General features: G+C 62.3%; 19 protein-coding genes, 1 rRNA gene and 1 pseudogene. 15 read left to right on the top strand and 6 right to left on the bottom strand.

The window, feature by feature from the left end:
- Positions 1 to 103, top strand: a 5S ribosomal RNA gene (rrf, locus tag F8N80_RS23630); the annotation flags it as partial.
- 184 nt (positions 104 to 287) lie between these two features.
- Here rrf and F8N80_RS23625 read toward each other — a convergent pair.
- The 4 genes from F8N80_RS23625 to F8N80_RS23610 all read right to left on the bottom strand — a co-directional run bounded on the left by F8N80_RS23625 (position 288) and on the right by F8N80_RS23610 (position 4,190).
- Positions 288 to 1,364, bottom strand: coding sequence for an alpha/beta fold hydrolase (locus F8N80_RS23625; protein WP_224790749.1), 1,077 nt, complete (start codon positions 1,362 to 1,364; stop codon positions 288 to 290).
- Positions 1,361 to 1,774 carry a hypothetical protein gene (locus tag F8N80_RS23620; protein WP_150746331.1) on the bottom strand — a complete coding sequence of 138 codons (414 nt, stop codon included), beginning with the start codon at positions 1,772 to 1,774 and terminating at the stop codon, positions 1,361 to 1,363. Before F8N80_RS23620 ends, F8N80_RS23625 begins: the two co-directional genes overlap by 4 nt.
- Before the next feature lie 14 nt (positions 1,775 to 1,788).
- Positions 1,789 to 3,078 carry an alpha/beta hydrolase gene (locus tag F8N80_RS23615; protein WP_191632968.1) on the bottom strand — a complete coding sequence of 430 codons (1,290 nt, stop codon included), beginning with the start codon at positions 3,076 to 3,078 and terminating at the stop codon, positions 1,789 to 1,791.
- Positions 3,079 to 3,290: 212 nt separating this feature from the next.
- On the bottom strand, positions 3,291 to 4,190 hold the full coding sequence (locus F8N80_RS23610) for a LysR family transcriptional regulator (RefSeq protein ID WP_150746329.1): 900 nt from the start codon (positions 4,188 to 4,190) through the stop codon (positions 3,291 to 3,293).
- Between the two features lie 137 nt (positions 4,191 to 4,327).
- Here F8N80_RS23610 and F8N80_RS23605 point away from each other — a divergent pair.
- The 5 genes and pseudogenes from F8N80_RS23605 to F8N80_RS23585 all read left to right on the top strand — a co-directional run bounded on the left by F8N80_RS23605 (position 4,328) and on the right by F8N80_RS23585 (position 9,804).
- A pseudogene (locus tag F8N80_RS23605) lies at positions 4,328 to 5,158 on the top strand (FAS1-like dehydratase domain-containing protein).
- Between the two features lie 69 nt (positions 5,159 to 5,227).
- Positions 5,228 to 6,388 (top strand): acyl-CoA dehydrogenase family protein, encoded by a 1,161-nt coding sequence (locus F8N80_RS23600; protein ID WP_150746327.1) that lies wholly within the window; start codon positions 5,228 to 5,230, stop codon positions 6,386 to 6,388.
- A gap of 11 nt (positions 6,389 to 6,399) precedes the next feature.
- Positions 6,400 to 7,767, top strand: coding sequence for an MmgE/PrpD family protein (locus F8N80_RS23595; RefSeq protein ID WP_150746326.1), 1,368 nt, complete (start codon positions 6,400 to 6,402; stop codon positions 7,765 to 7,767).
- Positions 7,757 to 8,986, top strand: a complete 1,230-nt coding sequence (locus tag F8N80_RS23590) for a CaiB/BaiF CoA transferase family protein (protein WP_150746325.1) — start codon at positions 7,757 to 7,759, stop codon at positions 8,984 to 8,986. Before F8N80_RS23595 ends, F8N80_RS23590 begins: the two co-directional genes overlap by 11 nt.
- Complete coding sequence (locus F8N80_RS23585) at positions 8,983 to 9,804, top strand: HpcH/HpaI aldolase/citrate lyase family protein (protein ID WP_150784784.1); 822 nt, start codon at positions 8,983 to 8,985, stop codon at positions 9,802 to 9,804. The genes F8N80_RS23590 and F8N80_RS23585 overlap by 4 nt, the downstream gene beginning before the upstream one ends.
- Before the next feature lie 102 nt (positions 9,805 to 9,906).
- Here F8N80_RS23585 and F8N80_RS23580 read toward each other — a convergent pair whose 3' ends face one another.
- A complete protein-coding gene (locus F8N80_RS23580) occupies positions 9,907 to 10,146 on the bottom strand; it encodes a hypothetical protein (RefSeq protein ID WP_224790748.1) in 240 nt (79 codons plus the stop codon).
- Between the two features lie 23 nt (positions 10,147 to 10,169).
- On the opposite strand from F8N80_RS23580, the gene F8N80_RS23575 reads away from it, so the two are divergent.
- Together F8N80_RS23575 and F8N80_RS23570 are read left to right on the top strand one after the other, a co-directional pair.
- Positions 10,170 to 10,934 carry an enoyl-CoA hydratase/isomerase family protein gene (locus F8N80_RS23575; protein ID WP_150746336.1) on the top strand — a complete coding sequence of 255 codons (765 nt, stop codon included), beginning with the start codon at positions 10,170 to 10,172 and terminating at the stop codon, positions 10,932 to 10,934.
- 25 nt (positions 10,935 to 10,959) lie between these two features.
- Positions 10,960 to 11,610 carry a TetR/AcrR family transcriptional regulator gene (locus tag F8N80_RS23570; RefSeq protein WP_150746324.1) on the top strand — a complete coding sequence of 217 codons (651 nt, stop codon included), beginning with the start codon at positions 10,960 to 10,962 and terminating at the stop codon, positions 11,608 to 11,610.
- A gap of 24 nt (positions 11,611 to 11,634) precedes the next feature.
- Here F8N80_RS23570 and F8N80_RS32010 read toward each other — a convergent pair whose 3' ends face one another.
- The gene (locus tag F8N80_RS32010; RefSeq protein ID WP_318186050.1) at positions 11,635 to 14,253 is read right to left on the bottom strand and encodes a LuxR C-terminal-related transcriptional regulator; all 2,619 of its coding nucleotides are present in this window, start codon (positions 14,251 to 14,253) and stop codon (positions 11,635 to 11,637) included.
- A gap of 210 nt (positions 14,254 to 14,463) precedes the next feature.
- Here F8N80_RS32010 and F8N80_RS23560 point away from each other — a divergent pair, with 210 nt between their 5' ends.
- From F8N80_RS23560 to F8N80_RS23530, 7 genes are all read left to right on the top strand, one after another.
- Positions 14,464 to 15,876, top strand: coding sequence for a coniferyl aldehyde dehydrogenase (locus tag F8N80_RS23560; RefSeq protein WP_150784783.1), 1,413 nt, complete (start codon positions 14,464 to 14,466; stop codon positions 15,874 to 15,876).
- A 66-nt stretch (positions 15,877 to 15,942) separates the two neighbouring features.
- The gene (locus F8N80_RS23555) at positions 15,943 to 17,028 is read left to right on the top strand and encodes a Zn-dependent alcohol dehydrogenase (protein WP_150746321.1); all 1,086 of its coding nucleotides are present in this window, start codon (positions 15,943 to 15,945) and stop codon (positions 17,026 to 17,028) included.
- A gap of 106 nt (positions 17,029 to 17,134) precedes the next feature.
- The gene (locus tag F8N80_RS23550) at positions 17,135 to 18,331 is read left to right on the top strand and encodes an acyl-CoA dehydrogenase family protein (RefSeq protein WP_150746320.1); all 1,197 of its coding nucleotides are present in this window, start codon (positions 17,135 to 17,137) and stop codon (positions 18,329 to 18,331) included.
- Between the two features lie 10 nt (positions 18,332 to 18,341).
- Complete coding sequence (locus F8N80_RS23545) at positions 18,342 to 19,484, top strand: acyl-CoA dehydrogenase family protein (protein ID WP_150746319.1); 1,143 nt, start codon at positions 18,342 to 18,344, stop codon at positions 19,482 to 19,484.
- 135 nt (positions 19,485 to 19,619) lie between these two features.
- Positions 19,620 to 21,179, top strand: a complete 1,560-nt coding sequence (locus F8N80_RS23540) for an arylsulfatase (RefSeq protein ID WP_150746318.1) — start codon at positions 19,620 to 19,622, stop codon at positions 21,177 to 21,179.
- A gap of 57 nt (positions 21,180 to 21,236) precedes the next feature.
- Positions 21,237 to 21,986 (top strand): electron transfer flavoprotein subunit beta/FixA family protein, encoded by a 750-nt coding sequence (locus tag F8N80_RS23535; protein ID WP_150746317.1) that lies wholly within the window; start codon positions 21,237 to 21,239, stop codon positions 21,984 to 21,986.
- Positions 21,986 to 22,927, top strand: a complete 942-nt coding sequence (locus F8N80_RS23530; protein ID WP_150746316.1) for an electron transfer flavoprotein subunit alpha/FixB family protein — start codon at positions 21,986 to 21,988, stop codon at positions 22,925 to 22,927. Before F8N80_RS23535 ends, F8N80_RS23530 begins: the two co-directional genes overlap by 1 nt.
- Positions 22,928 to 22,938: the final 11 nt, after the last annotated feature.

The raw sequence follows: 22,938 nt of genomic DNA, 5'->3' as shown, positions 1-22,938 counted from the left end.
GAGCATTGGAACCACCTGATCCCATCCCGAACTCAGCAGTGAAACGATGCATCGCCGATGGTAGTGTGGGGTTTCCCCATGTGAGAGTAGGTCATCGTCAAGATTAAATTCCGAAACCCCTATCTGCATCTGCAGGTAGGGGTTTTGTCTTTGTGCGTGTTGGCTATTCGGGATGAACCCTGCGAAAGCGTAGCCCTCGCAGGGTGTCGGGGTGATCATCTCATTAAAGCCCAGCGCTGTGCCGGGCGTATCGTGATCAACTAAATGGCAAACTCAATGGCCAGTACTCATAGGGATCGTCCTCCTAACCATTGATCGAGCCTGGGCCACATCCGCTTGACCGCGGCCGGTCCCGCCACCAGGCTGACATGGCCGCCCGCCAGCATCAGTTCTTCCTTGTCACGCGAACCCACGCCGGCCACCAACGGCTGCGCGCATTCCGGTGGCACCAGAGAGTCATATTTGGCGATGACGTGCAGCAGTGGCACCTCGATTTTCTTCAGGTCGACCGCTTTGCCGCCGATGCGCAGGGTTCCTTCATAGAGCCCGTTCCTTTGCGCCAACTGCTGGCTGACCTGCCGGAAGTACGCGCCTGGAAGTGGCAAGGTCTCGCTACCGAAGCTCGCCATCCTGCGGTAGCCCTTGACGTAGTCGTCGTTCCACATGTTGTCCCAGAGCCGGACCTTGCCGGCAATTCGGCCTGCGGGACGATGGGTTTCGATCACCTTGACGACGGTCTGTGCCGGGACGATACCGGTTGCATCGATCAAGCGCTCGGCCTTGAAATGACGGTGCCCGACCAAGGGCATTTTCGTCCAGTCGATCGGCGTGGTGAAACACACCAGGTTCTTCAGCGGGCCGCCGGGATGTAGTGCCGCATACAGGGTTGCGAGCACGCCGCCCATGCAGTAGCCGATCAGCGTGATGTCTTCGACCCCCGAGTCCTTTTGCACGCGGGCGATACAGTCCGGGATGAAGTCGAGCACATAGTGCTCCAACGTCAGGTGTGCCTCTTCTCGAGTCGGCGCATTCCAGTCCATGACATAGACGTCGTAGCCGCGGGCGAGGAGGAATTCGATCAGGCTCTGCCCCTTGGCCAGATCGAAGATGGCCGCCTTGTTGGTCGTCGCCATGACCAATAGCAGCGGTACCCGGTAGATCTCGTCCGAGGTTGCGTGATAGTGGTACAGGCTCAACGTGCCGCGCCGGTGCAGCAGCGTCTTGGGGGTCATGCCCACGGCCGGTGCCGGTGTGCTGAGGTACTCCAGGCCCTTGAGGCTGCGCTGGATCATCATGCTGACCTCTGATCGCAGCCGGTTCGCCAACGATGTGTCGGCGACCTCGTTGTCATGCAGCCGAGTCATGGTTTCCCCCCTGCCTTAGGGCTACGCTTGGCCGCCGGCCTGAGGGCCGCCTTCCTGGTGTCTGGAGCAGCCGGTGCTACCTCGAGCGCTGGACGCCGCGTGCGCGGCGGGCGCGGTGCAATCGCCGGATTCATGGGTGCGGGAAGCAGGTGGTCGAGCTTGTCCTCTACACGCTGCACGGCGGCGGCCAGCGCGGCGATTTCGGAGCGTCTGGGCAGGTCCATGCGCTTGTAGAGTTGTTCGAGCGACGTTTCCGACAGGTGCTGTAATCCCAGCGAGACCTTGGAAAGCTGATTGATCACCTGGCCGAGTTCTTTGGAGTCGACATTGCGGGCGGCCAAAGCATTGACCCCGTTTTCGAACTTGGTAATGGCTTGGCGATACATCTTCAGTGGATCAGGGAGTGCCATGGCGTGTTCCTCGCTCAATTGTTCACAGTGCAATTTTTCTCTGTTGGATAGGTCTGGCGTGCAGCCAGCAGGTCAAGGCCGGAGATGGCCTTACGGCGGATCAGGATGGTGGGAACGAGCCAGGGCCTCAAAATCCGCCGGCAGGTGCTGGCCGCCTTTGGCGAGAGCAGGCGCAGCAGGGTATCGCCGCAACGCTCGGTTGCTACCCAGGCGGTCAGGGTAGAGGTCGCCAATTCGCCCGCGGTTACGCGCAGGCGGGAGTGCCGGCGGGGTGTTTTATCGGCGATCTCGATGGTCTTGTCGGGAGCGGGTTGGGCGCCGAACGCTTGCGTCAGGGCATCACCGATGCGCTGCAGGGCATCGCGGCTGGCACTGTTTATCGAGTCGAAATTGAGAAAACCATGAAACTGGCCCTTGTAGTGCAGCAATTGCACCGGCACATCGGCTGCGCGCAGGCGGGCAGCATAGTCCAGGCCGTCATCGCGGATCGGGTCGAAGCCGGCACTGACGATGACCGCCGGCGGCAGGCCGCGCAGGTCTGGGCTGCGGCGTGGCGAATACCAGGGGTCCAGGAGATCCAGCGTGCTGGTCGGGCCGGCGAGGGTCTGTTCGATCCATTGAATCGCATGATCTGTCAGCAGGGCGCGCCGTTGCGAGTTCTCCGCGTAGGAGGGGAACTTCTCCACCAACTCGGTTGCCGGGTAGACCATTACCTGCAGGCTCAGTGCCGGGCCGCCGCGGCGCAGGATCTTTTGCGCCACAGCAGCGCAGAGGTTACCGCCCGCCGAATCGCCGCCAATCGCCAGCCGAGTCGTATCGATACCCCGTTGTGCGCCATTGTGCGCGACCCAATCGAGCGCCGCGAGGGCATCCTCGCGGCTTGCGGACAGGTCGTGCTCCGGTGCCAGACGATAGCGTACGGCAATGACGATACAGTCGGCAGCGAGCGCAATGCGGCGGCAGATCCCGTCCGCGGTGTCCAGATCGCCGATGATGAAGCCACCCCCGTAATACCAGAGGAAGGCCGGGCGCGGTTGGTCTGACGTGTCAGGCTTGAAGATCCGCAGCGCTATCGCGCCGCCAGGCCCGTCGATCAGTTGCTCAGTCACCGAAGCCACCGGGAGTCGGCACCCAAGCGCCAGTGCCGTCAGCCTCCAGGCCTGGCGCAGCCGGGGCAGCGAGTAGTTTTGGGCGGGGTGCAGCCAGGTCGAAAAATTGACCATCCGCAGGAATGCCCGCGCCTCGCGGTCAGGTGAGTGTGCACGCAATACGCGGGGCATGCCGATACGGGGACAGTCAGGCATGGCTGCCACCCCAGCTCTGGGAGCTACGTGTTGGTCAGGGTAAGTCGTGTGATGTTGTTTATTTTTCATCGCCATTCCACTAGCAGGTCATCCGGATGCCGCGCAGTTGGCACAGCCTACTGATCACCGCGAAATGCTGCTGCTACCCTGAATGGGGGGCATGGACAACCACCCTGCTTTGAAGGGCAGGCTTTGCCGGCGAAGCCTGGCAGTCACGCCGGGATCTGTACGCTCGATTGCAGTGTCTCGATCAAGGCTCGCGCACATCCGGGCAGTGCCTCCAGGTCTCTGACCAGCATGCTGCGCTCTCGGATGACCCACGGTTCATCCAGCTCGATGATCGTCAGCGCCATGCTGAGGCTATGACGGCGCGCTGCTGTCTCCGGGAGGACACCGATACCGACGCCGGCTTCGATCATCCGGCAGATCGCCTCGAAGCTGGACAGCTGGATACGCAGCGACAGGGTTTCGCCGATGGTTTCCACCTGCTCGCGCATGAAGCTGTTCAGGGTGCTGCCTTCGTGCAGGCCGATATGCGGATATTGCAAGGTGTCCGCCAGCCTGATGCGTGGGTATTGCGCCAGCGGGTGGCCCCGGGGCACCGCCAATACCAGGCGGTCGGTGCTGAAGTGCAGCACCTGCAAGCCTTTGGCAACCACGGGCCCGGCAATGATGCCCAGGTCTGAAGAGCCGTCCAGGACGCCGCGAACGATGTCCCGGTTGAGTTTTTCCTGAATGTCTACGGAGACGCCCGGGCGCTGGGCGAGAAAGCCGGCCAGCACTTGCGGCAGCAACTCGGTGACGGCGGTGGTGTTGGCAAAAATGCGGATATACCCGGTCGCATCCGTACCGTAATCGGTGAACTCGCTTTTCAGGTACTCCACCTGCCGCAGAATCAACCGGGCATGGTGCAGCAGGCGTTGGCCTGCCGGGGTGACTTCGACGCCTCGGTTATCGCGATAGAGCAGGCGATTGCCCAGCTGGCTTTCCAGCGCCTTGATCCGGGCACTGGCCGCCGCTGGCGACAGGCAAGCCTTGCGCGCACCCTGGGTCAGGCTCGGCGCTTGGGCAATATGGACGAACAGACGCAGGTCAGCCAGATCGAAATGCATGGGTTACTCGCAAGAAAGAAAAGGACGTTTTTTTGCGTTCCGCATATCCGAACGCAGGATTATGAAAAGACTGATTCGCGAAACGCAAGCCCCTCGCCATGCTGGGCCCCACATTGACATGGCCCAGGAGAAAGTCCTTGAACGACTCACCTTTTGCTGCCTGGATTGGGCGCAGCGAACACACTGACGAACGATTGAGTGCCAGCCTGGTCAAGCGCATTGCCGCGACCCTGAGTGAAAGGGCGCCAGGCGCAGGAGAGGCCTTGCCACCACTCTAGCAGTGGGCGTTTTTTCAGCCGGCAGTCGATGCCGCCGGCCTGGGGGCCGATGGCCATCCGGCGCTGGGTAGCGGCCTGCTGCCGCCGGCGGGCAAGCGCAACCGTATGTGGGCCGGCGGGCGTGTCGAGTTCTTCAAACCACTGCGTGTCGATGCTCAGGCTTCTCGTGTCAGCACGGTACTGAATGTCGAAGAGAAGGCCGGGCGCACCGGTTCGCTGCTGTTCGTGACGCTGGGCCATGACTACCTGCAGGACGGCGACCTGACCATCCGCGAAGAGCAGGACATTGTCTATCGCGAACCGACACCTCCCAGGCTCTCCAGCAGCCAGGCGTTGCCGGTGGCCGACTGGGAGGAGGGCGTCGAGCCGACGCCGACCCTGTTGTTGCGCTACAGCGCCGTGACCTTCAACGGTCACCGCATTCATTACGACTGGCCTTATGCAACTAAGACCGAAGGCTATCCCGGCCTGGTGGTGCATGGGCCGCTGATTGCCACGCTGAACCTGCGCGCCTTCAGTCGCGCCAATCCGCAGTCGCGCCTGCGGCGCTTCGCCTATCGCGGTATTCGCCCCCTGATCGCGCCTGAGCCATTCAGCGTGGGTGGGCGCATTGTCGCGCCTGGCCAGGCCGAGCTCTGGGCCGGTAATGACGCCGGTATGGCGCAGCAAGCCGAGTTGACATTCGACTGATCTTTTTCGGGGCTTGCTTTGATATGCCTCCAGCCATTGCACCGTGAAAACAAGAATCGAGGAATAGCGATGAACCCCAACAGTGAAGAACTCAATGCCATCCGTGAAGGCGTGCGCGCATTGTGCGCCGAGTTCGATGCCGCTTACTGGCGCGGGATCGACGAGCAAAAGGGCTTCCCCGAAGCCTTTGTCGAGGCGTTGACCAACGCCGGCTGGCTGGCCGCGATGATCCCGGTGCAGTACGGCGGTTCGGGTCTGGGGTTGGCCGAGGCGTCGGTCATCCTTGAAGAAGTGAACCGCTGCGGTGGTAACTCCGGCACCGTCCACGGGCAGATGTACAACATGTTCACCTTGCTGCGTAACGGCAGCGAAGCGCAGAAAAGCTACTACTTGCCCAAGCTGGCCAGCGGCGAACTGCGCCTGCAATCGATGGGTGTCACCGAGCCCACCACCGGCACCGACACCACCAAGATCAAGACCACGGCCGTGCGCAAGGGCGACAAGTACGTGATCAACGGGCAGAAGGTGTGGATTTCGCGCATTCAGCATTCGGACCTGATGATCCTGCTGGCCCGCACCACGCCGCTCGATCAAGTGAAGAAAAAGTCCGAAGGTATGTCGATTTTCCTCGTCGACCTGCGCGAAGCCATCGGCAACGGGCTGACCGTGCAACCGATTGCGAACATGGTCAACCACGAGACCAACGAGCTGTTCTTCGACAACCTGGAAATCCCTGCCGACAGCCTGATCGGTGAGGAGGGCAAGGGCTTCAAGTACATCCTCGATGGCCTCAACGCCGAGCGCACCCTGATCGCCGCCGAATGCATCGGTGATGGTCGCTGGTTTATCGAAAAGGCCAGCGCCTATGCCCGTGACCGCGTGGTGTTCGGCCGCCCCATCGGCCAGAACCAGGGCGTGCAGTTCCCGATTGCCGAGGCTCATATCGAGATCGAGGCGGCGGACCTGATGCGCTGGCGCGCCTGTGAGCAGTACGATGCCGGGATCAATGCCGGGGCGAGTGCCAACATGGCGAAACTGCTGGCCGCCAAAGCCTCCTGGGAAGCGGCCAACGCCTGCCTGCAAACCCATGGCGGTTTCGGTTTCGCCTGCGAATACGACGTCGAGCGCAAATTTCGTGAAACGCGCCTGTACCAGGTCGCACCGATTTCCACCAACCTGATCCTGTCCTACGTGGCCGAGCATCTGCTCGAGCTGCCGCGCAGCTTCTAAGGGGCCGAACCATGAGTCATACCCGCACACTCGCCGCGTTCCTGGCCCGCCTGGATTACACCGATCTGCCACAAGACGTACTGGCGCGAACCGAGGACCTGTTCCTCGACTGGCTGGGCTCGGCCCTGGCCAGCCAGGGCGCGCATCCGATCCCGCTGTTCGAGCGCTACGCGGCGAAAATGGGGCCGACCGCCGGCCCGTCGATCATCCTGGTCAACGGCCAGCATACGTCGGCGTATTTTGCCGCACTGGTCAATGCCGCTTCGTCACATTTGGTGGAGCAAGACGACCTGCACAACAGTTCCGTGCTGCACCCGGCAACGGTGGTGTTTCCCGCCGTGCTTGCCGCGGCGCAGGACCTGGGCAAGTCCGGCCGGGAACTGCTGCTGGCCTCGGTGGCCGGCTACGAGGCCGGTATTCGCATTGGCGAGTTCCTCGGCCGCTCGCATTACCGCCTATTCCACACCACCGCGACCGTCGGCACCCTGGCCGCCGCGGTGGCGGTCGGCAAGCTGATGAACTTCGATGAAGAAGCGTTCATCAACCTGCTCGGCAGCGCCGGTACCCAGGCCGCCGGGCTGTGGGAGTTCCTGCGTGACGCAGCGGACTCCAAGCAACTGCATACCGCCAAGGCCGCCGCCGATGGCCTGTTGGCGGCCTACCTGACCGCCGATGGCCTGACCGGTGCGCGCAACATCCTCGAAGGCGAGCAGGGCATGGCTGCGGGCATGTCCAGCGATGCGCGGCCGCCGTGCCTGTCCGACCGCCTCGGCAGCCGTTGGGCATTACTGGAGACGTCGTTCAAGTTCCACGCCTCGTGCCGCCATACCCATCCTGCTGCCGATGCCTTGTTGGCGTTGATGCAGCGCGAGCAACTGCAGCATGACCAGATCGCCAGCGTGGTAACCCGCGTACACCAGGGTGCCATCGACGTGCTGGGGCGGGTCACCGTGCCGCAGAGTGTGCACCAGGCGAAGTTTTCCATGGGCACCGTGCTCGGCCTGATCGCCGTGCATGGCAAGGCGGGACTTCCCGAGTTTCACCAACTGGCGTTGACCGATTCGCGTGTCAGCACCTTTCGCGACAAGGTCTCGATGCAGCTCAATGCCGAGGTCGATGGCGCCTATCCGCAGCGCTGGCTGGGCCGGGTCGAGGTGCAAACCCTCGACAGTCGCCTGTTCAAGGCGGCCATTGATTCGCCCAAGGGTGACCCCGACAACAGCCTGTCTCGTGCAGAGCTCGAAGACAAGTTCCGCCGTTTGCTGGCCTTTGCCGGTGCGCTGGACAGCGACCGGGCCGGGGTGCTGATTGGCCGCGTCTGGGCGCTGCGCGATGCGGCCGACCTCAATGGCTTGATGGAGTGTGGCGATGCGTGCTGATCCCTTGAACCCACGCCCACTCGATGGCATCACCGTGGTCAGCCTGGAACACGCGATTGCCGCGCCATTCTGTACGCGCCAACTGGCCGACCTCGGTGCGCGGGTGATCAAAGTCGAGCGCCCGGGCTCCGGTGATTTTGCCCGGGGTTATGACCAACGGGTGCGGGGCATGGCGTCGCATTTCGTCTGGACCAACCGCTCCAAGGAAAGCCTGGCACTGGACCTCAAGCAGGCAGAAGCCGAGCAAGTGCTCGACAAGCTGTTGCAGCAGGCCGACGTGCTGGTGCAGAACCTCGCACCGGGCGCACCGGGCGCAGCGGCGCGCATGGGGCTGTCGTTTGAGGCGCTGCACGAGCGTTTTCCACGGCTGATCGTCTGCGATATTTCCGGCTATGGCGAAGGTGGCACTTATCAGGACAAGAAGGCCTACGATCTGTTGATTCAGAGCGAAAGCGGTTTTCTCTCGGTGACCGGCGATGCCGCCGAGGAGGGGATGGCCAAGGCGGGTTGTTCCATTGCCGATATCTCTGCCGGGATGTACGCCTACACCGGTATTCTTTCGGCGCTGTTGCTGCGCGGCAAGACCGGCCAGGGCAGTCGGATCGATGTCTCCATGCTCGAAAGCCTGGTGGAGTGGATGGGCTTCCCGATGTATTACGCCTTCGAGGACGCCACGCCACCGCCACGTACCGGCGCGTCCCACGCCACGATCTACCCCTACGGTCCGTTTCCCGCCGGGGAAGAGGGCACGGTCATGCTGGGGCTGCAGAACGAACGCGAATGGGCGATGTTCTGCGACAAGGTCCTGCAGCGCCCCGAATTGAAAGGCGATGAGCGCTTTTGCGCGAACTTCAAGCGCTCGGACAACCGTCAGGCTTTGCGCGAGATCATTGTCGAGGTGTTTGCACAGTTGGGCCTTGCAAGGGTCATCGAGCGACTTGACGCCGCGCAGATCGCCAATGCCCAGGTCAACGACATGGCGGCGGTGTGGGCGCATCCGCAGCTCAAGGCGCGGCAACGCTGGACGGAAGTGACAAGCCCCGTCGGCACGCTACCGACGTTGCTGCCACCGGCCAGCAGCAGCGCCTTCAGCCCAAGGATCGCGGCAGTACCGGGCCTGGGCGAACACAGCAAAAGCCTGTTGGCGGAGCTGGGTTACAGCGCCGTGCAGATCCAGCACATGAGCGAAACCGGTGTCATCGAGGGGCTGCAACCATGACCCAGGGCGTGCATGACTTGATGCGTTCGGCCTTGTTCGTGCCGGGCAACCGCCCGGAACGCTTTGCCAAGGCCTTGGCCAGTGGTACCGATGGGGTGATCGTCGATTTCGAGGATGCTGTGGCGGACCAGGACAAGGCGATGGCCCGCACGCACCTGGCGGCCTTTCTCGCGCAGCATCCGGCTGTCCGCCTGCGGGTGCGGGTCAACGCCGCCGGGCACCGCGAACACGAGGCCGATCTGCAGCTGTGCCGCGAGCAGGCGGGCGTGGTCGGGATCCTGCTGCCCAAGGCGGAATCGGCAGCGCAAGTGATTCACTGCGAGGCCAGCGGCAAGCCGGTGTGGCCGATTATCGAAAGTGCCCGAGGCATGCTGTCGCTCGAACACATCGCGGCTTGCAGTGGGGTCGAGCGCCTGACGTTCGGTGCCCTCGACCTGGCGCTGGATCTGGGGTTTGACGCACAAAGCGCTGGCAGCGACGCCGTGTTCGACCAGGTGCGTTTCGCCTTGCTGCTGCATACGCGGGTCAACGCTCTTGCGCCGCCGCTGGACAGCGTCTACCCCGCGTTCACGGACGACCAGGGCCTGGCCGCCGCCATGCGCCGTGGTCGTGACATGGGCATGGGCGGCGCCTTGTGCATTCATCCGCGCCAGGTGGCGGTGCTGCATGCCGCCATGGCCCCCAGCACCGAGGAAAAGGCCTGGGCGCAACGGGTCGTGGCTGCCTCGGCCTGCGGCGCGGCGGCGTTCGAGGTGGATGGGCAGATGGTCGACGCGCCGGTCTTGAACCGAGCGCGCCGGGTGTTAGTCTGCGACTGAATCGCGCTGTGATCAGTACGCTTCGCTGAGCCGCTTCGACTCCTGATCTGTGTCGCCGCCGGACATCGGTATCGGCGGCATTCGTGCATATGGCCACGATCGTCAGAGCTTGCGTGCTGTCAGCCCTGCCCAAAAGCCCTCGCTGCCGGCAGCGATCGCTGCCTGGCCAAGCACCTCGGCCCACTGAGCATCGCTGCCGAACTCTTCGCGCCAGGACCACAGGCGCCGGGTGGCGAAATGCAGGGTGTGCTCGTGGGTAAAGCCGATGGCACCGTGCACCTGGTGTGCAACCGAGGTGGCCAGGGTGGCAGCTTCACCCGTGCAAACCTTGGCCACGGCCACGTCGAAGGCCAGGCTGCTGGTATATCCCTGGCCGAGGCCTTACCCTGGACCTGGAAGGGCACGTCGCGACCTTGAGTTTCCACCGCCCGCCGCTGAACTTCTTCGACGCCGAGCTGATCAAGGACCTGGCCGACACCCTCGACCACCTCGATCAGTTGCCCGAGTGCCGGGTGGTCATCCTTCAGGCTGAAGGCAAGGTGTTCTGCGCCGGTGCCGATTTCTCCGGTGCCGATCAGCGTGATCCGCAGTACCCACGTCGCGTCTACAAGTCGGCCGTGCGCCTGTTCCGCACCCGCAAACCGCTGATTTGCGTGGTCGAGGGCGCCGCGATCGGTGGCGGCCTGGGTCTGGCATTGGTCGGCGACTTCCGGGTGACCAGCGAGAAAGCGCGTTTCTCGGCCAACTTCAACCGCCTGGGTATTCATCAGGGCTTCGGGATTTCGGTTACCCTGCCGCGTGTGGTTGGCCCGCAGATGGCCTCGTTGCTGATTGCCACCGGCCGGCGTATCGACGGTCGTGAGGCCGTGCGCATCGGTCTGGCCGATGTGCTGGCCGAACCAGGGTTGGAGCGTCAGGTTGCGCGTGAGCTGGCCGAGGAAATCGCCGCTTCGGCACCCAAGGCCGTGATGTCGAGCCGTGAAACCTTGCGCATGGGCCTGGCCGATGCCGTCGACCGGATTATCGACCGCGAAGCTGGCGAGCAGGAATGGCAGATCGTCAGCGCCGACTTTGCCGAGGGCACCCGTGCCATGGCCGAGCGGCGCACCCCCGCTTTTACAGGTGAGTAAGTACAGGTGAGTAAGGAATTGCCCAATGGAACCCGCTGAAAAAACCGACCAGCCCATGTCGCGCCGCACCCAGGCGGAGCGTCGCGGCGAGGCTGAGCAACGGCTGTTATTGGCGGCACGGCAGATTGTCGCGCGCAAAGGCTGGGTCGGCATGACTCTGTCCGAGGTAGGTGAGGAGGCGGGTTACAGTCGCGGCCTGGCCACCCACCATTTCGGCAACAAGGCCGGGCTGTTGCGGGCCCTGGCGGGCTTCGTCAATGCCAGCTTCATGACCCTGGTGCAGGTCGAATCGCCCAAATGGCGCCCCGGCATGGATGCGCTCAAGGGTTTTGTCAGCGTCTACTTGGGGCGTAACGATGGCGACTGGATCAATACCCGTGCGCTGCTGGCATTGATGTCTGAAGCGGTGACGCAAGACTCGGAAACCGCGCAGATACTCGCCGAATACAACCGCTCGGTGCAGCAGCACCTGGCGCAGCACATCCGCTGTGGCATCGCCAACGGCGAGATCCGTGCGAGTGTGCAACCGCTGCCCGGTGCCATGCTGATCCTCGGCGCCATGCGCGGGGCGATGCTGCAGTTCCTGTTGGACCCGGCGGGTATCGACTTGGCGGCCCTGCACAAGCAACTGCTCGACTTCATCGGGCATGCCATGGCCGCCGTGCCGTCAGCCTGAGGCAGGCGTGGTACAAAGCCTGCCTCAGTCGAGCAAGCCTCTGGTTCTGGCGATCGACACCGCCTCGGTGCGCCCGCCAGCGCCGAGCTTGGTGTTGATCTTGCGTAAATGGGATTTCACGGTCAGTTCCGAGAGAAACATTTTCTCGGCGATTTCGCGATTGCGGTATCCCAGTGCCAACAGCCGCAGTACCTGTAGTTCGCGGGCGGAAAGGTTGACCTGCGAGGCGTCTTCGCTTTTCGCTTCGATTTCTGTATGGGCACGGTTGCGCTGCAGTAAATGGGCAACGAAACGGGCCTGGATGCCCAAGGCATTTTCCTGGCCGTGGAAGGTGACTGACCAGCGCTCCAACAACGCATTCAGCGGCGCGCCCTCGTCGAGAAAGGTACGGATGAAACCGACATGGCTGGCCACGCGCAAGGCCAGGGTCAGGTGCTCGAGGGCTTCCTTGTGACGTTTTGCGCAGTCGAGCGCCAATGCCAGCAGCAGGCGCAGTTTGAGCGCGCGGCGGTGCTGATGCCGCTGCAGTGCTTCTTCCATGGCGCGCAGCAGTTCGTCGGGATTGCCGACGCCCTGGGCGATGCACAGGCGCTGCCGCGCGATGAAAGGGGTGTCGACATCGTTGGCGGTCAGCAGTATGCCCGGCCGCTCCCAGTCGCTCAGTTGTTCGGCCGAACGCATCGCGTGGTCAGCGGTGTCGAAACGGTTTTCCAGGGTGGCGACGCGCGCGCGTTCCAGCCAGGTGGAGCAGAGGGTACGCGTGGAGCCGGCGACCCGACCCAACTGGTCGAGATCGGCCAGGTAGCGCATCCATCCAGGCCGGTCGTCGTTCAGGTAGGCGATGCGTGCCAGCAGGATATGGGTGGTGATGAGCGAGTCCGATGCCGCATGCTTCCTGGCATAGGGGAGCATTTCGATGAGTCGTTGCTGTGCCTGCTCCAGCGCGTCCGTTTCGTACATGACCAGGCAGAGAGTGGCCTGCAGTAGCGGGAAGCCCTCTGGCGGTGCGCCAGCCAACTGCTCGCGACTGCGACGGCTGGCGGCCATCAGGCGGCTCAGGCCACTGTCGAGCTGGCCCTGGGTAATGTCCAGGATGGCTTCCAGGCTGTCGCTCAAGTCACGCAGGTAGGGCGAGTCAGCCTGAGCTTCACGTACTGCATCGCTGGCCAGCATGTGCCGGGCTTCGTCATAGCGGCCGCTATAAAGCAGGCTGCAGATGAGCACAATTGCAGTGATCCGGTAAGGCCGCGTGTCGTGGGGGAGCCGCTGCAAGAGTTCGCGGCTGGACGCCAGAGCTTCCTCGACGCGGTCATTGAGCAACAGCAACAAGCTGTGAATAGGGGAGGGTTGGCGCGTGACTGCCAGGCTTTCCAGAATGAGCAGCGCTTCCTTGTAACGGCGCGCATGGAGCAGCGCCCAGGCATAGGCGATACCCAGGTCAGGATGGGTTTCACGAATGTCGTTAGGGATTCGCGACAGCCAGCGCATCATCAGGCTGGCATGGCCACTTTCCACCAGGCTATCGACGTGCAGGATCAGTTGAGTGGCGGCCTCATCGAGGTCGTGGGCGGCAAACAGGTGCTCCAGCGCATCGACTGACCGATCAGCGGCGAAATACCACTTTGCAGCATTGAGGTTCAATTGTGCCGCTGCGTTCGGCTGCTGTTGCTCCAGGCTATGCTGCAGGAACTCGGCGAACAGGGGATGATAGCGGAACCTTTGCCGCTCTTCGTCTGTGGCGACAATGAACAGGTTGGCCCGCTCCAGGGCCTCGATCATCGCTTTGCTGTCGCTGCGGGCACCGACAGCATCGCACAAGGAGGGGCAAAACTGTGGCAGCACACTGGTTTGCAACAGGAATTGGCAGTACGGCTCGGGCTGCCTGACGAACACGTCTTCGGCGAAATACTCCGCCAGTGCCGGGTTGGCGCCGCTGAACGATTCAATGAAGGTTGCCGGGTCGCTGTGCCATTGCAAGGACAGCGTGGCCAGGAAGATCCCGGTGATCCAGCCTTCAGTGCGCTCGTACAGTTTGGCCATATCATCGCTGCCAAGGGCCAGTTGGCGGCAGTGGGTGATGTACTGAGTGGCTTCATCCAGGCTCAAGCGCAGGGCGTCGGTGCCGATTTCGAGCAGTTGCCCGCGCGCGCGTAACCGGCCAAGATTGAGCGGCGGCGTGGTGCGCGATGCAATGGCCAGGGTGCCGTTGGCGGGCAGCGTCTGGAGCAGTTGCTGGAAAAACTCCAATACCTGCGGATTGTGGATCGCTTCGAACTCGTCCAGCAGAAGGGCGAATGCCACGTTGCTGGTGGCGATGCATTCGAGCAGCGCCTGCTCCATTTGGGCGGGGGCTGGCTGGCAGGTGTCGTTGATCAGGCCGATATCGCGCAGGCCGCTGTGCAGAATGCTGACCAGGCGCGGCAGGTCGTTGTCCGCGTCATCCAGATTGCACCACAACACCCGGCGTTCCTCGGCCAGGCAGCGCTCGCGGTACTGCTGCAGCACGACGGTCTTGCCATAGCCTGCGCAGGCATTGATCAGAATCAACTGCATGCCTTCGCTTTGTTCGAACCGGGCAAGCAGGGCAGTGCGTTCCAATTGGCCGGTCATGCTCGCCGGCACCAGGAACTTACCCGGGCGCATAGGCGGCCTTACTCCCTGTGTTGGTTCGTTGGAACTACGTTGAAAACCTTCCATGCATCCTACCTTTGGTCGTCGTCGGGTCGGTGTCGCCCTTTCTAGTATCGGACGTCATGAGCCAAACCCGAGTCGCGGTTCGAGCCCTTGAGTGTAACGGCCCGCCACGGGATTGAAAGCTCCCGAACCGACCCATTGTATGGATAACCAAACCGCATGAGTGCCAATGAAAACCTGAGTGCTGCCAATGTTCGCGTCATTCTGGAAAAACAGCGTGCCGCTTGCCTGGCCAACGAACCCTGGACGGCCGAACAGCGCTGCGAACTGATCGACCGCGCTATCGGTCTGCTGGTCGATTATCAAGAGCAGATCGTGGCGGCTCTGGCGGCCGACTTCGGTCATCGCAGCCATGATTTCTCGCGCCTGTTCGACGTGCTGAGCCCTCTTGCGGCAATGAAAAGCGCCAAGGCCAACGTCGCCGAATGGATGCGTGACGAACAGCGCCATACCGACCGCGGCGAAGCCTGGGTGCAGTACCAGCCGCTGGGCGTGGTGGGCATCCTCACTGCCTGGAACTTCCCCGGCAACCTGATTTTCAACGGCCTGGCCGGTGCATTGGCAGCGGGCAACCGGGTGATGATCAAGGTCTCGGAGTTCACCCCGCAAACCGCCGCGTTGATCGCGCGTATTTTCCGTACCGTGTATGCCGAAGATGAAGTGGCAATCATCACGGGTGGCTCGGATGTCGGTCAGGTGTTTTGCAGTCAGCCGTTCGACCATCTGCTGTTCACCGGCGCCACCAGCATTGGCAAGCATGTGATGCGCGCGGCTGCCGAAAACCTGGTGCCGGTGACCCTGGAACTGGGCGGCAAGTCGCCGACTATCATCTCTCGCTCCGCCGACCTTGAGGCCGCGGTAATCAAGATCATCACCGGCAAGCTGCACAATGCCGGGCAGATCTGCCTGGCACCGGACTATGTGTTCGTGCCCGAGGAGCGATTGGCCGAGTTCGTTGCTGCCGCCAAGGCCACGGTCGCCAAGCTGTTCCCGACCCTCAAGGACAACCCGGACTACACCTCGGTCATCAATGCCCGTCACTACGAGCGCCTGCAGGGCTACCTGGCCGAAGCGCGTGCGGCCGGTGTCGAGCTGATCGAATTGAACCCGGCCGGTGAGGATTTCGCCGCTCAGGCGCACCACAAGATCGTACCGACCCTGCTCGACAACCCGGGCGACTCGCTCAAGGTCATGCAGGACGAGATCTTCGGCCCACTGCTGCCGATCAAATCGTACAGCGACATCCAGGAAGTGGTCGCCTATATCAATAGCCACCCGCGCCCGCTGGGCCTGTACTACTTCGGCAACAACGCCGACGAAGAAGCTTTCGTGCTCAAGCGCACCACCTCGGGCGGCGTGTGCCTCAATGACGTGCTGCGTCATGCCGGTATCGAGACCTTGCCGTTCGGCGGGGTCGGTGCCAGCGGCATGGGCGCCTACCACGGTTTCGACGGTTTCCGCACTTTCAGTCATGCCAAGGCCGTCATGCGTGCGGCGGACGCACCGGACTTGATGCGCCCGCCCTACAGCGACCAGGTGCGCCAGCTCGTCGGTTCGCTGATCAAGCGTTGAGTTTCTCCCGGCATGGCGGAGTTGCCCACCATGCTTGCCTGCTTCTAAAAATAAGAGAACAAAAACATGAAAGCTGCCGTATTCCACACACCGGGCTCGCCACTGACCATTGAAGAAGTCGGCATCAGCAAGCCTGGCCCGCGTGAAGTTCTGGTGCGTACCGTCGCCGTTGGCGTCTGTCATTCCGACCTGCACTTCGTCGACGGTCACTATCCGTATCCGGCACCGGTGGTACTGGGCCACGAAGCCTCCGGTATTGTCGAGCAGGTGGGTGAACTGGTGCGCACGGTCAAGCCGGGTGATCATGTGGTGACCTGCCTGTCGGCCTACTGCGGTCATTGCGAACACTGCGTCACCGGTCACCTGTCGCTGTGCGTCTCGTCTGACACCAAGCGTGGCGCGAATGAAGAGTCGCGCCTGACCTATGTGCAGAAGCCCATGCCGCAGTTCATCAACCTGTCAGCTTACGCCGAGCAGATGTTGGTGCACGAAAACGCGCTGGTCGCCATCCGCCGCGACATGCCCCTGGACCGTGCAGCACTGCTGGGTTGTGCGGTCACCACCGGCACTGGCGCGGTGTTCAATACGGCCAAGGTTCGCCCCGGCGAAACGGTCGCCGTGATCGGTTGCGGCGGTATTGGCCTTGCCACCATCAATGGTGCGGCACTGGCCGGTGCCGGGCGCATCATCGCCATCGACATGTTCGACTCCAAGCTGGAGCTGGCCAAGCAGTTCGGCGCTACCGATGTGATCAACCCGAAGAACGGCGACCCGGTGCAGCAGGTGCAAGAGCTGATCCGTGGCGGTGTGCACCATTCCTTCGAGTGCATCGGCCTGAAACAGACCGCCGAACAGGCCTTCAGCATGCTCGCCCGCGGTGGCTGCGCCACCATCATCGGCATGATCAAGCCCGGTGTGAAGCTGGATATCGACCCGTTGTTGTTGATGCACGAGCGCCGCATCCAGGGTTCGTTCATGGGCTCGAACCGCTTCCCGGTGGACCTGCCGCGCCTCACCGACTTTTACATGCAAGGTCGCCTCAAGCTCGACGAGATGATCTCCCAGCGCATCAAGCTTGCGCAAATCAACGAAGCCTTCGACGAACTGCGCCGTGGTGAACTGGCTCGTTCGGTCATTGTTTTCGACCAGTGATGACCTGCCGCCGCAGTGCCCCGGCCTGCGGTGGCCGTGATCGCCCCCCAAACCTTGCGAGCAAAGCAACCCGTCACACGCGGGTTGATCAATATCGAGGTATCAGATGGATATCCATTTCAGTCCCGAAGAAAGCGAATTTCGCGAAGCGGTTCGTGCCTTTCTGAAGGAAAAACTGCCGGCTCATGTGGCCGCCAGAGGCATTCACGGCAAGTCCATAACCAAGGCTGATCACGTCGCCTGGATGCACACGCTCAACGATAAGGGCTGGCTGGCGGCAAGCTGGCCGGTGGAGTACGGCGGCACAGGCTGGAGCGTCGTGCACAAGCACATCTTCGACGAAGAGTACGCGCACTCCGGCGCACCCCGGATCGTACCTTTCGGGATCAACATGGTGGGGCCTGTCATCATCAAGTTCGGTACGCCCGAACAGAAGGCGCATTTCCTGCCGCGCATTCTCAACAGCGAAGACTGGTGGTGCCAGGGTTACTCCGAGCCAGGCGCAGGTTCTGACCTTGCCAGCCTGAAGACCCGTGCGGTGCGCGAAGGCGATCACTACGTGGTCAATGGCCAGAAAACCTGGACGTCCACCGGCCACTACGCCGACTGGATGTTTTGCCTGGTGCGCACCGATAACGAGGCGCAGGCTCAGCGCGGAATCTCTTTCCTGTTGATTGATATGAAGACGCCCGGTATCACCGTGCGGCCGATCATCACCCTGGAGGGTGCTCATTATGTCAACGAAGTGTTCCTCGACAACGTGCGCGTGCCGGTACACAACCTGGTCGGTCGCGAGCACGAAGGCTGGACCTGCGCCAAGTACCTGCTGACCCATGAACGCACCACCATTGCCGGCATCGGGATGGCGAAGGCCATGCTCGCACGCCTCAAGAAAACCGCCAGCATCGAGCTGCGCAACGGTAAACCGCTGATCGAAGACCCGCACTTTCGGGCGCAGATCGCCGAAGTCGAAATGCAATTGATGGGGATCGACATGAGCAACATGCGCATCCTGGCAGCGGCCCGCGATGGCGGTGTACCGGGTTCGGAAAGCTCGATTCTGAAGATCAAGGGCACCGAGATCCGCCAGGCCATCAGCTACCTGCAGAGCAAGGCCGTGGGGGGGTATGCCGTACCATTGCTCAAGGATGAACTGGGTCATGAACATGACGGGGAGTTGCTGCATAACGATTACAGCACCACGTCGACCTGTCAGTACCTGGAAATGCGCAAAGCCTCGGTCTACGGCGGGTCCAACGAAATCCAGAAGAACATCATCGCCAAGATGATTCTCGAACTGTAAGGGGCAGGTCATGAACTTCAAATTGAGCGAAGAGCAGCAGATGCTGCAAGACACCGCCGCCCGTCTGGTGCGCAACAGCTATGGCTTTGAGCAGCGCGAGCAGTTTCTGCACAGCGCTCGGGGCTTCAGTTTCGAATTCTGGCAGCAATTGGGTGAGCTGGGCCTGACCTCGGTGCCGTTCGATGAGGCCTACGGCGGCTTCGGCGGTGATGGCGTAGACGTCATGTTGGTTGCCCAGGAGCTGGGCCAGGGCTTGTGCCTGGAACCGTACCTGCATTCGGTGATTCTGGGCGGTGGCCTGTTAGCCCAACTCGGTAGCCAGGAACAGAAAAGCGAACTGCTGCCCCAGGTGGCCGGCGCGGTGCTGCAACTGGCCGTGGCTGTCGACGAACCGCAGAGCCACTACCAGCTGCACGACGTGCAGACCTGCGCAGAGCCGGTGCAGGGCGGTTGGCGGCTCAACGGCCGAAAAGCGATGGTGGTCGGTGGGCAGAGCGCCGATTTGATCCTGGTTTCGGCGCGCGTTGCTGGCGATAGCCGCGACGAAACGGGCATCAGCCTGTTCCTGCTCGATCCGAAAAGCCCGGGAGTCAACCTGCGCCAGTACCCGACCATGGACGGCCGCCGGGCTTGCGACCTGTTCCTGGAAAACGTCTTCGTCAGCAGTGCCACATTGGTGGGCAAGGACGGCGAGGCCCTGGGTGCGTTGCGCTACCAGCAAGGCCGCGCCATCGCAGCACAGTGCGCCGAAGCTGTCGGCAGCATGAAGGCAACCTGCGAGCTGACCCTGGACTACCTGAAAACCCGCAAGCAATTCGGCCAGGTGATCGGCAAGTTCCAGGTCCTGCAGCACCGCATGGTCGACATGTACATTGAACTGGACCAGGCCACCTCCATGGCCATGCTCGCCGCCTGCATGGCCGACCAGCCCGACAGCGCCGAGCGCAGCCGCACCCTGGCCGCTGCCAAGTTCATCGTGTGCCGCGCGGCGCGCTTCATCGCCGACCAGGGCATCCAGTTGCACGGCGGTATCGGCCTGACCTGGGAATACGTGCTGTCGCACCATGCCAAGCACTTGCTGATGGTCGCGCGGCAGTTTGGCGACGACGATCATCATTTGCTGGCGTTCAGCGAGTTGATGGACGTGGCGTGAAACCACCCCTCTCGGGTGCCTGAAACAAATGCTGTAGCCCTTCACACCAGCCCTCCCCCCTGAAGGGAGAGGGCTGGTGTGAAGGGCAAATTGGAATACTGCCCCAGATTCAACAATAACAAGGAGACTCAAAACATGACCCGCTTCGGGAAATGGCTAACTGCGCTCGCCATACTGGCAGCTTCGTTCGGCGCACAAGCCGCCGATAAACCGAATGTCCTGGTGATCTTCGGCGATGACATTGGCATGTTCAACGTCAGTGCCTACAACCAGGGCATGATGGGCTATGAAACCCCTAACATCGACCGGATCGCCAAGGAAGGTGCATTGTTCACCCACGCCTATGCCGAGCAGTCCTGCACTGCCGGGCGTTCGGCATTTGTGCTGGGCCAGCATCCGTTTCGCACCGGGCTGTTGACCGTAGGCATGCCCGGCTCCGAGCACGGCATCCCGGACTGGGCGCCGACTCTGGGCGATGTGATGAAGCAGCAGGGCTACACCACCGGCCAGTTCGGCAAGAACCACTTGGGCGACCGCGACAAGCACCTGCCGACCAACCACGGTTTCGACGAGTTCTTCGGCAACCTGTACCACATGAATGCCGAGGAGGAGCCGGAAACCTATCACTACCCCAAAGATCCTGCGTTCCGTAAACAGTACGGTCCACGCGGCGTCATTCACTCTTATGCCGACGGCAAGATCGAAGACACCGGCCCCCTGACGCGCAAGCGCATGGAAACCATCGACGACGAACTGGTGCAGGCCACCGGGAACTTCATCGACAAGGCGCACAAGGCCGACAAACCCTTCTTCGTCTGGTTCAACAGTACGCGCATGCACATCTGGACCCACCTGAAGGAAGAGTCCGATGGCAAGACGGGGGTTGGCCTGTATCCAGACGGCATGGTCGAGCACGACGGTCATGTGGGCCAACTGCTGAAGAAGCTGGATGATCTGGGAATCGCCGACAACACCATCATCATCTACACCTCCGATAACGGCGCCCAGAAATTCAGTTGGCCCGACGGCGGCACTTCGCCTTTCAACGGCGAGAAAGGCACCTCCAATGAAGGCGGCCACCGCGTGCCGCTTTTAGTGAAGTGGCCGAAGGTCATCCAGCCGGGGGCGCACTTCAATAACCTGATCGCCCACAACGACTGGATGCCGACCCTGGCCGCCGCGGCCGGCGACGCGAATCTGGTGGCCGACATGGCAGGTGGCACCAAGCGCAACGGCAAGCAGTTCCGCGTGCACCTGGACGGCTACAACTTCTTGCCGTTTTTCAAGGGTGAAGAGAAGAGCAGCCCACGCGAGGAGTACTTGTACTTCAGCATGGGTGGCGACCTGGATGCAATCCGCTGGAAGGAGTGGCGGGTCAGTTTCGCCTCCATGGACGGTGATTTTGGTGGCGCATCACGCAAGGTCACCAACGCCCCGATCATCACCAACCTGCTGGCCGACCCATTTCAGACCGCTCGCCAGGAAGCCCCCATGTCCAAGCGTTGGGCCGCCGACCAGATCTGGCTGTTCGTGCCGGTGCAGGCCAAGGTCAAGTCCTTCCTTGCCAGCCTGTCGCAGTACCCGTTCCAGGAAGGTGTGAGCCTCAACGTCGGCAACATCAACTACCAGAGCCTGGCGGTGAAAAAAGCACTGATGGGCTTGCAGAAACCCGCAGCGACCCCGGTGGCGAACTGATCAGTTTTAGTCACTCACTTACCCGGGCTTCGCGCCCGGGGTTTTCGGAGTTTTCCAATGAAAGTCCTCGTAGCGATCAAGCGCGTGGTCGACTTCAACGTCAAGGTTCGCGTCAAAGCGGACAATTCTGGCGTCGACCTTGCCAACGTCAAAATGGCCCTGAATCCCTTCTGCGAAATCGCCGTGGAAGAAGCCGTGCGTCTGAAAGAGCAGGGCATGGCCAGTGAAATCGTGGTGGTCAGCGTTGGCCCGAGCACGGCTCAGGAACAGCTGCGCACGGCCCTGGCCCTGGGTGCCGACCGCGCCATCCTCATCGAAGCCGCGGATGACCTGAGTTCCCTGGCCGTGGCCAAGCTGCTCAAGGCGCTTGTCGACAAGGAGCAGCCGCAGCTGGTGATCCTTGGCAAGCAGGCCATCGACAGCGACAACAACCAGACCGGTCAGATGCTGGCTGCGCTGAGCGGTTACGCCCAGGGCACCTTTGCCTCGAAAGTGGAAATCACCGGGGACAAGCTGCGCGTGACCCGCGAAGTCGACGGCGGCCTGCAGACCGTTGCCCTGAACCTGCCGGCCATCGTCACCACCGACCTGCGCCTGAACGAGCCACGCTACGCATCCTTGCCCAACATCATGAAGGCCAAGAAGAAGCCGCTGGACACTGTGACGCCGCAGGCTCTGGGCGTGAACACGGCGTGTACCGTGACCACCCTGAAAGTCGAAGCACCGGCCTCCCGTAGCGCCGGCATCAAGGTCAAGTCGGTAGCCGAACTGGTCGAGAAACTGAAGAACGAGGCGAAGGTCATCTGATGGCAATTCTGATTATTGCAGAGCACGAAGGCGGCGCAGTCGCTTCGGCCACCCTGAACACCGTGGCAGCAGCTGCGCAGATCGGTGGCGATATCCACGTGCTGGTCGCAGGCAGCGGCGTTGGCGCTGTTGCCGAAGCTTCGGCAAAAATTGCTGGTGTGGCCAAGGTGCTGGTGGCCGATAACGCCGCCTACGCCCACCAACTGCCGGAAAACGTCGCGCGCCTGGTGACGGCCATTGTCGTCGACCAGCAGGTGATTTACAGCCACGTGCTGGCCCCGGCGACCGCCAACGGCAAGAACATCCTGCCGCGCGTTGCGGCTGCGCTGGACGTCGACCAGATCTCCGAGATCATCACCGTTGAGTCGCCCGACACCTTCAAGCGCCCGATCTATGCCGGTAACGCCATTGCCACCGTGCAATCGAGCGCTGCGGTCAAGGTGATCACCGTGCGTGCCACCGGCTTTGACGCTGTTGCAGCCGTTGGTGGCTCGGCTCATATCGAGCAGCTTGCTGCTGCCCACGACGCCGGCCTATCGTCCTTCGTCAGTGAAGCGTTGGCCAAGTCCGACCGTCCTGAGCTGACGGCTGCCAAGATCGTCGTTTCCGGCGGGCGCGGCATGCAGAACGGCGATAACTTCAAGCACCTGTATAGCCTGGCTGACAAGCTCGGTGCCGGCGTAGGCGCCTCGAGGGCGGCGGTGGATGCCGGTTTCGTGCCCAACGACATGCAGGTCGGCCAGACCGGCAAGATCGTCGCGCCGCAGCTGTATATTGCCGTCGGTATCAGCGGCGCGATCCAGCACCTGGCCGGGATGAAGGACTCGAAGGTCATCGTTGCGATCAACAAGGATGAGGAGGCACCGATCTTCCAGGTGGCCGACTACGGCTTGGTGGCGGATTTGTTCGAGGCTGTGCCGGAGTTGGAGCAGGCCCTCTAAGGGGCCTCAGG

Origin of the sequence: Pseudomonas fluorescens (assembly GCF_902497995.1) — a bacterium.
Lineage (GTDB): Bacteria > Pseudomonadota > Gammaproteobacteria > Pseudomonadales > Pseudomonadaceae > Aquipseudomonas > Aquipseudomonas fluorescens_BK.
This window is presented reverse-complemented; position numbering and strand designations above follow the sequence as displayed.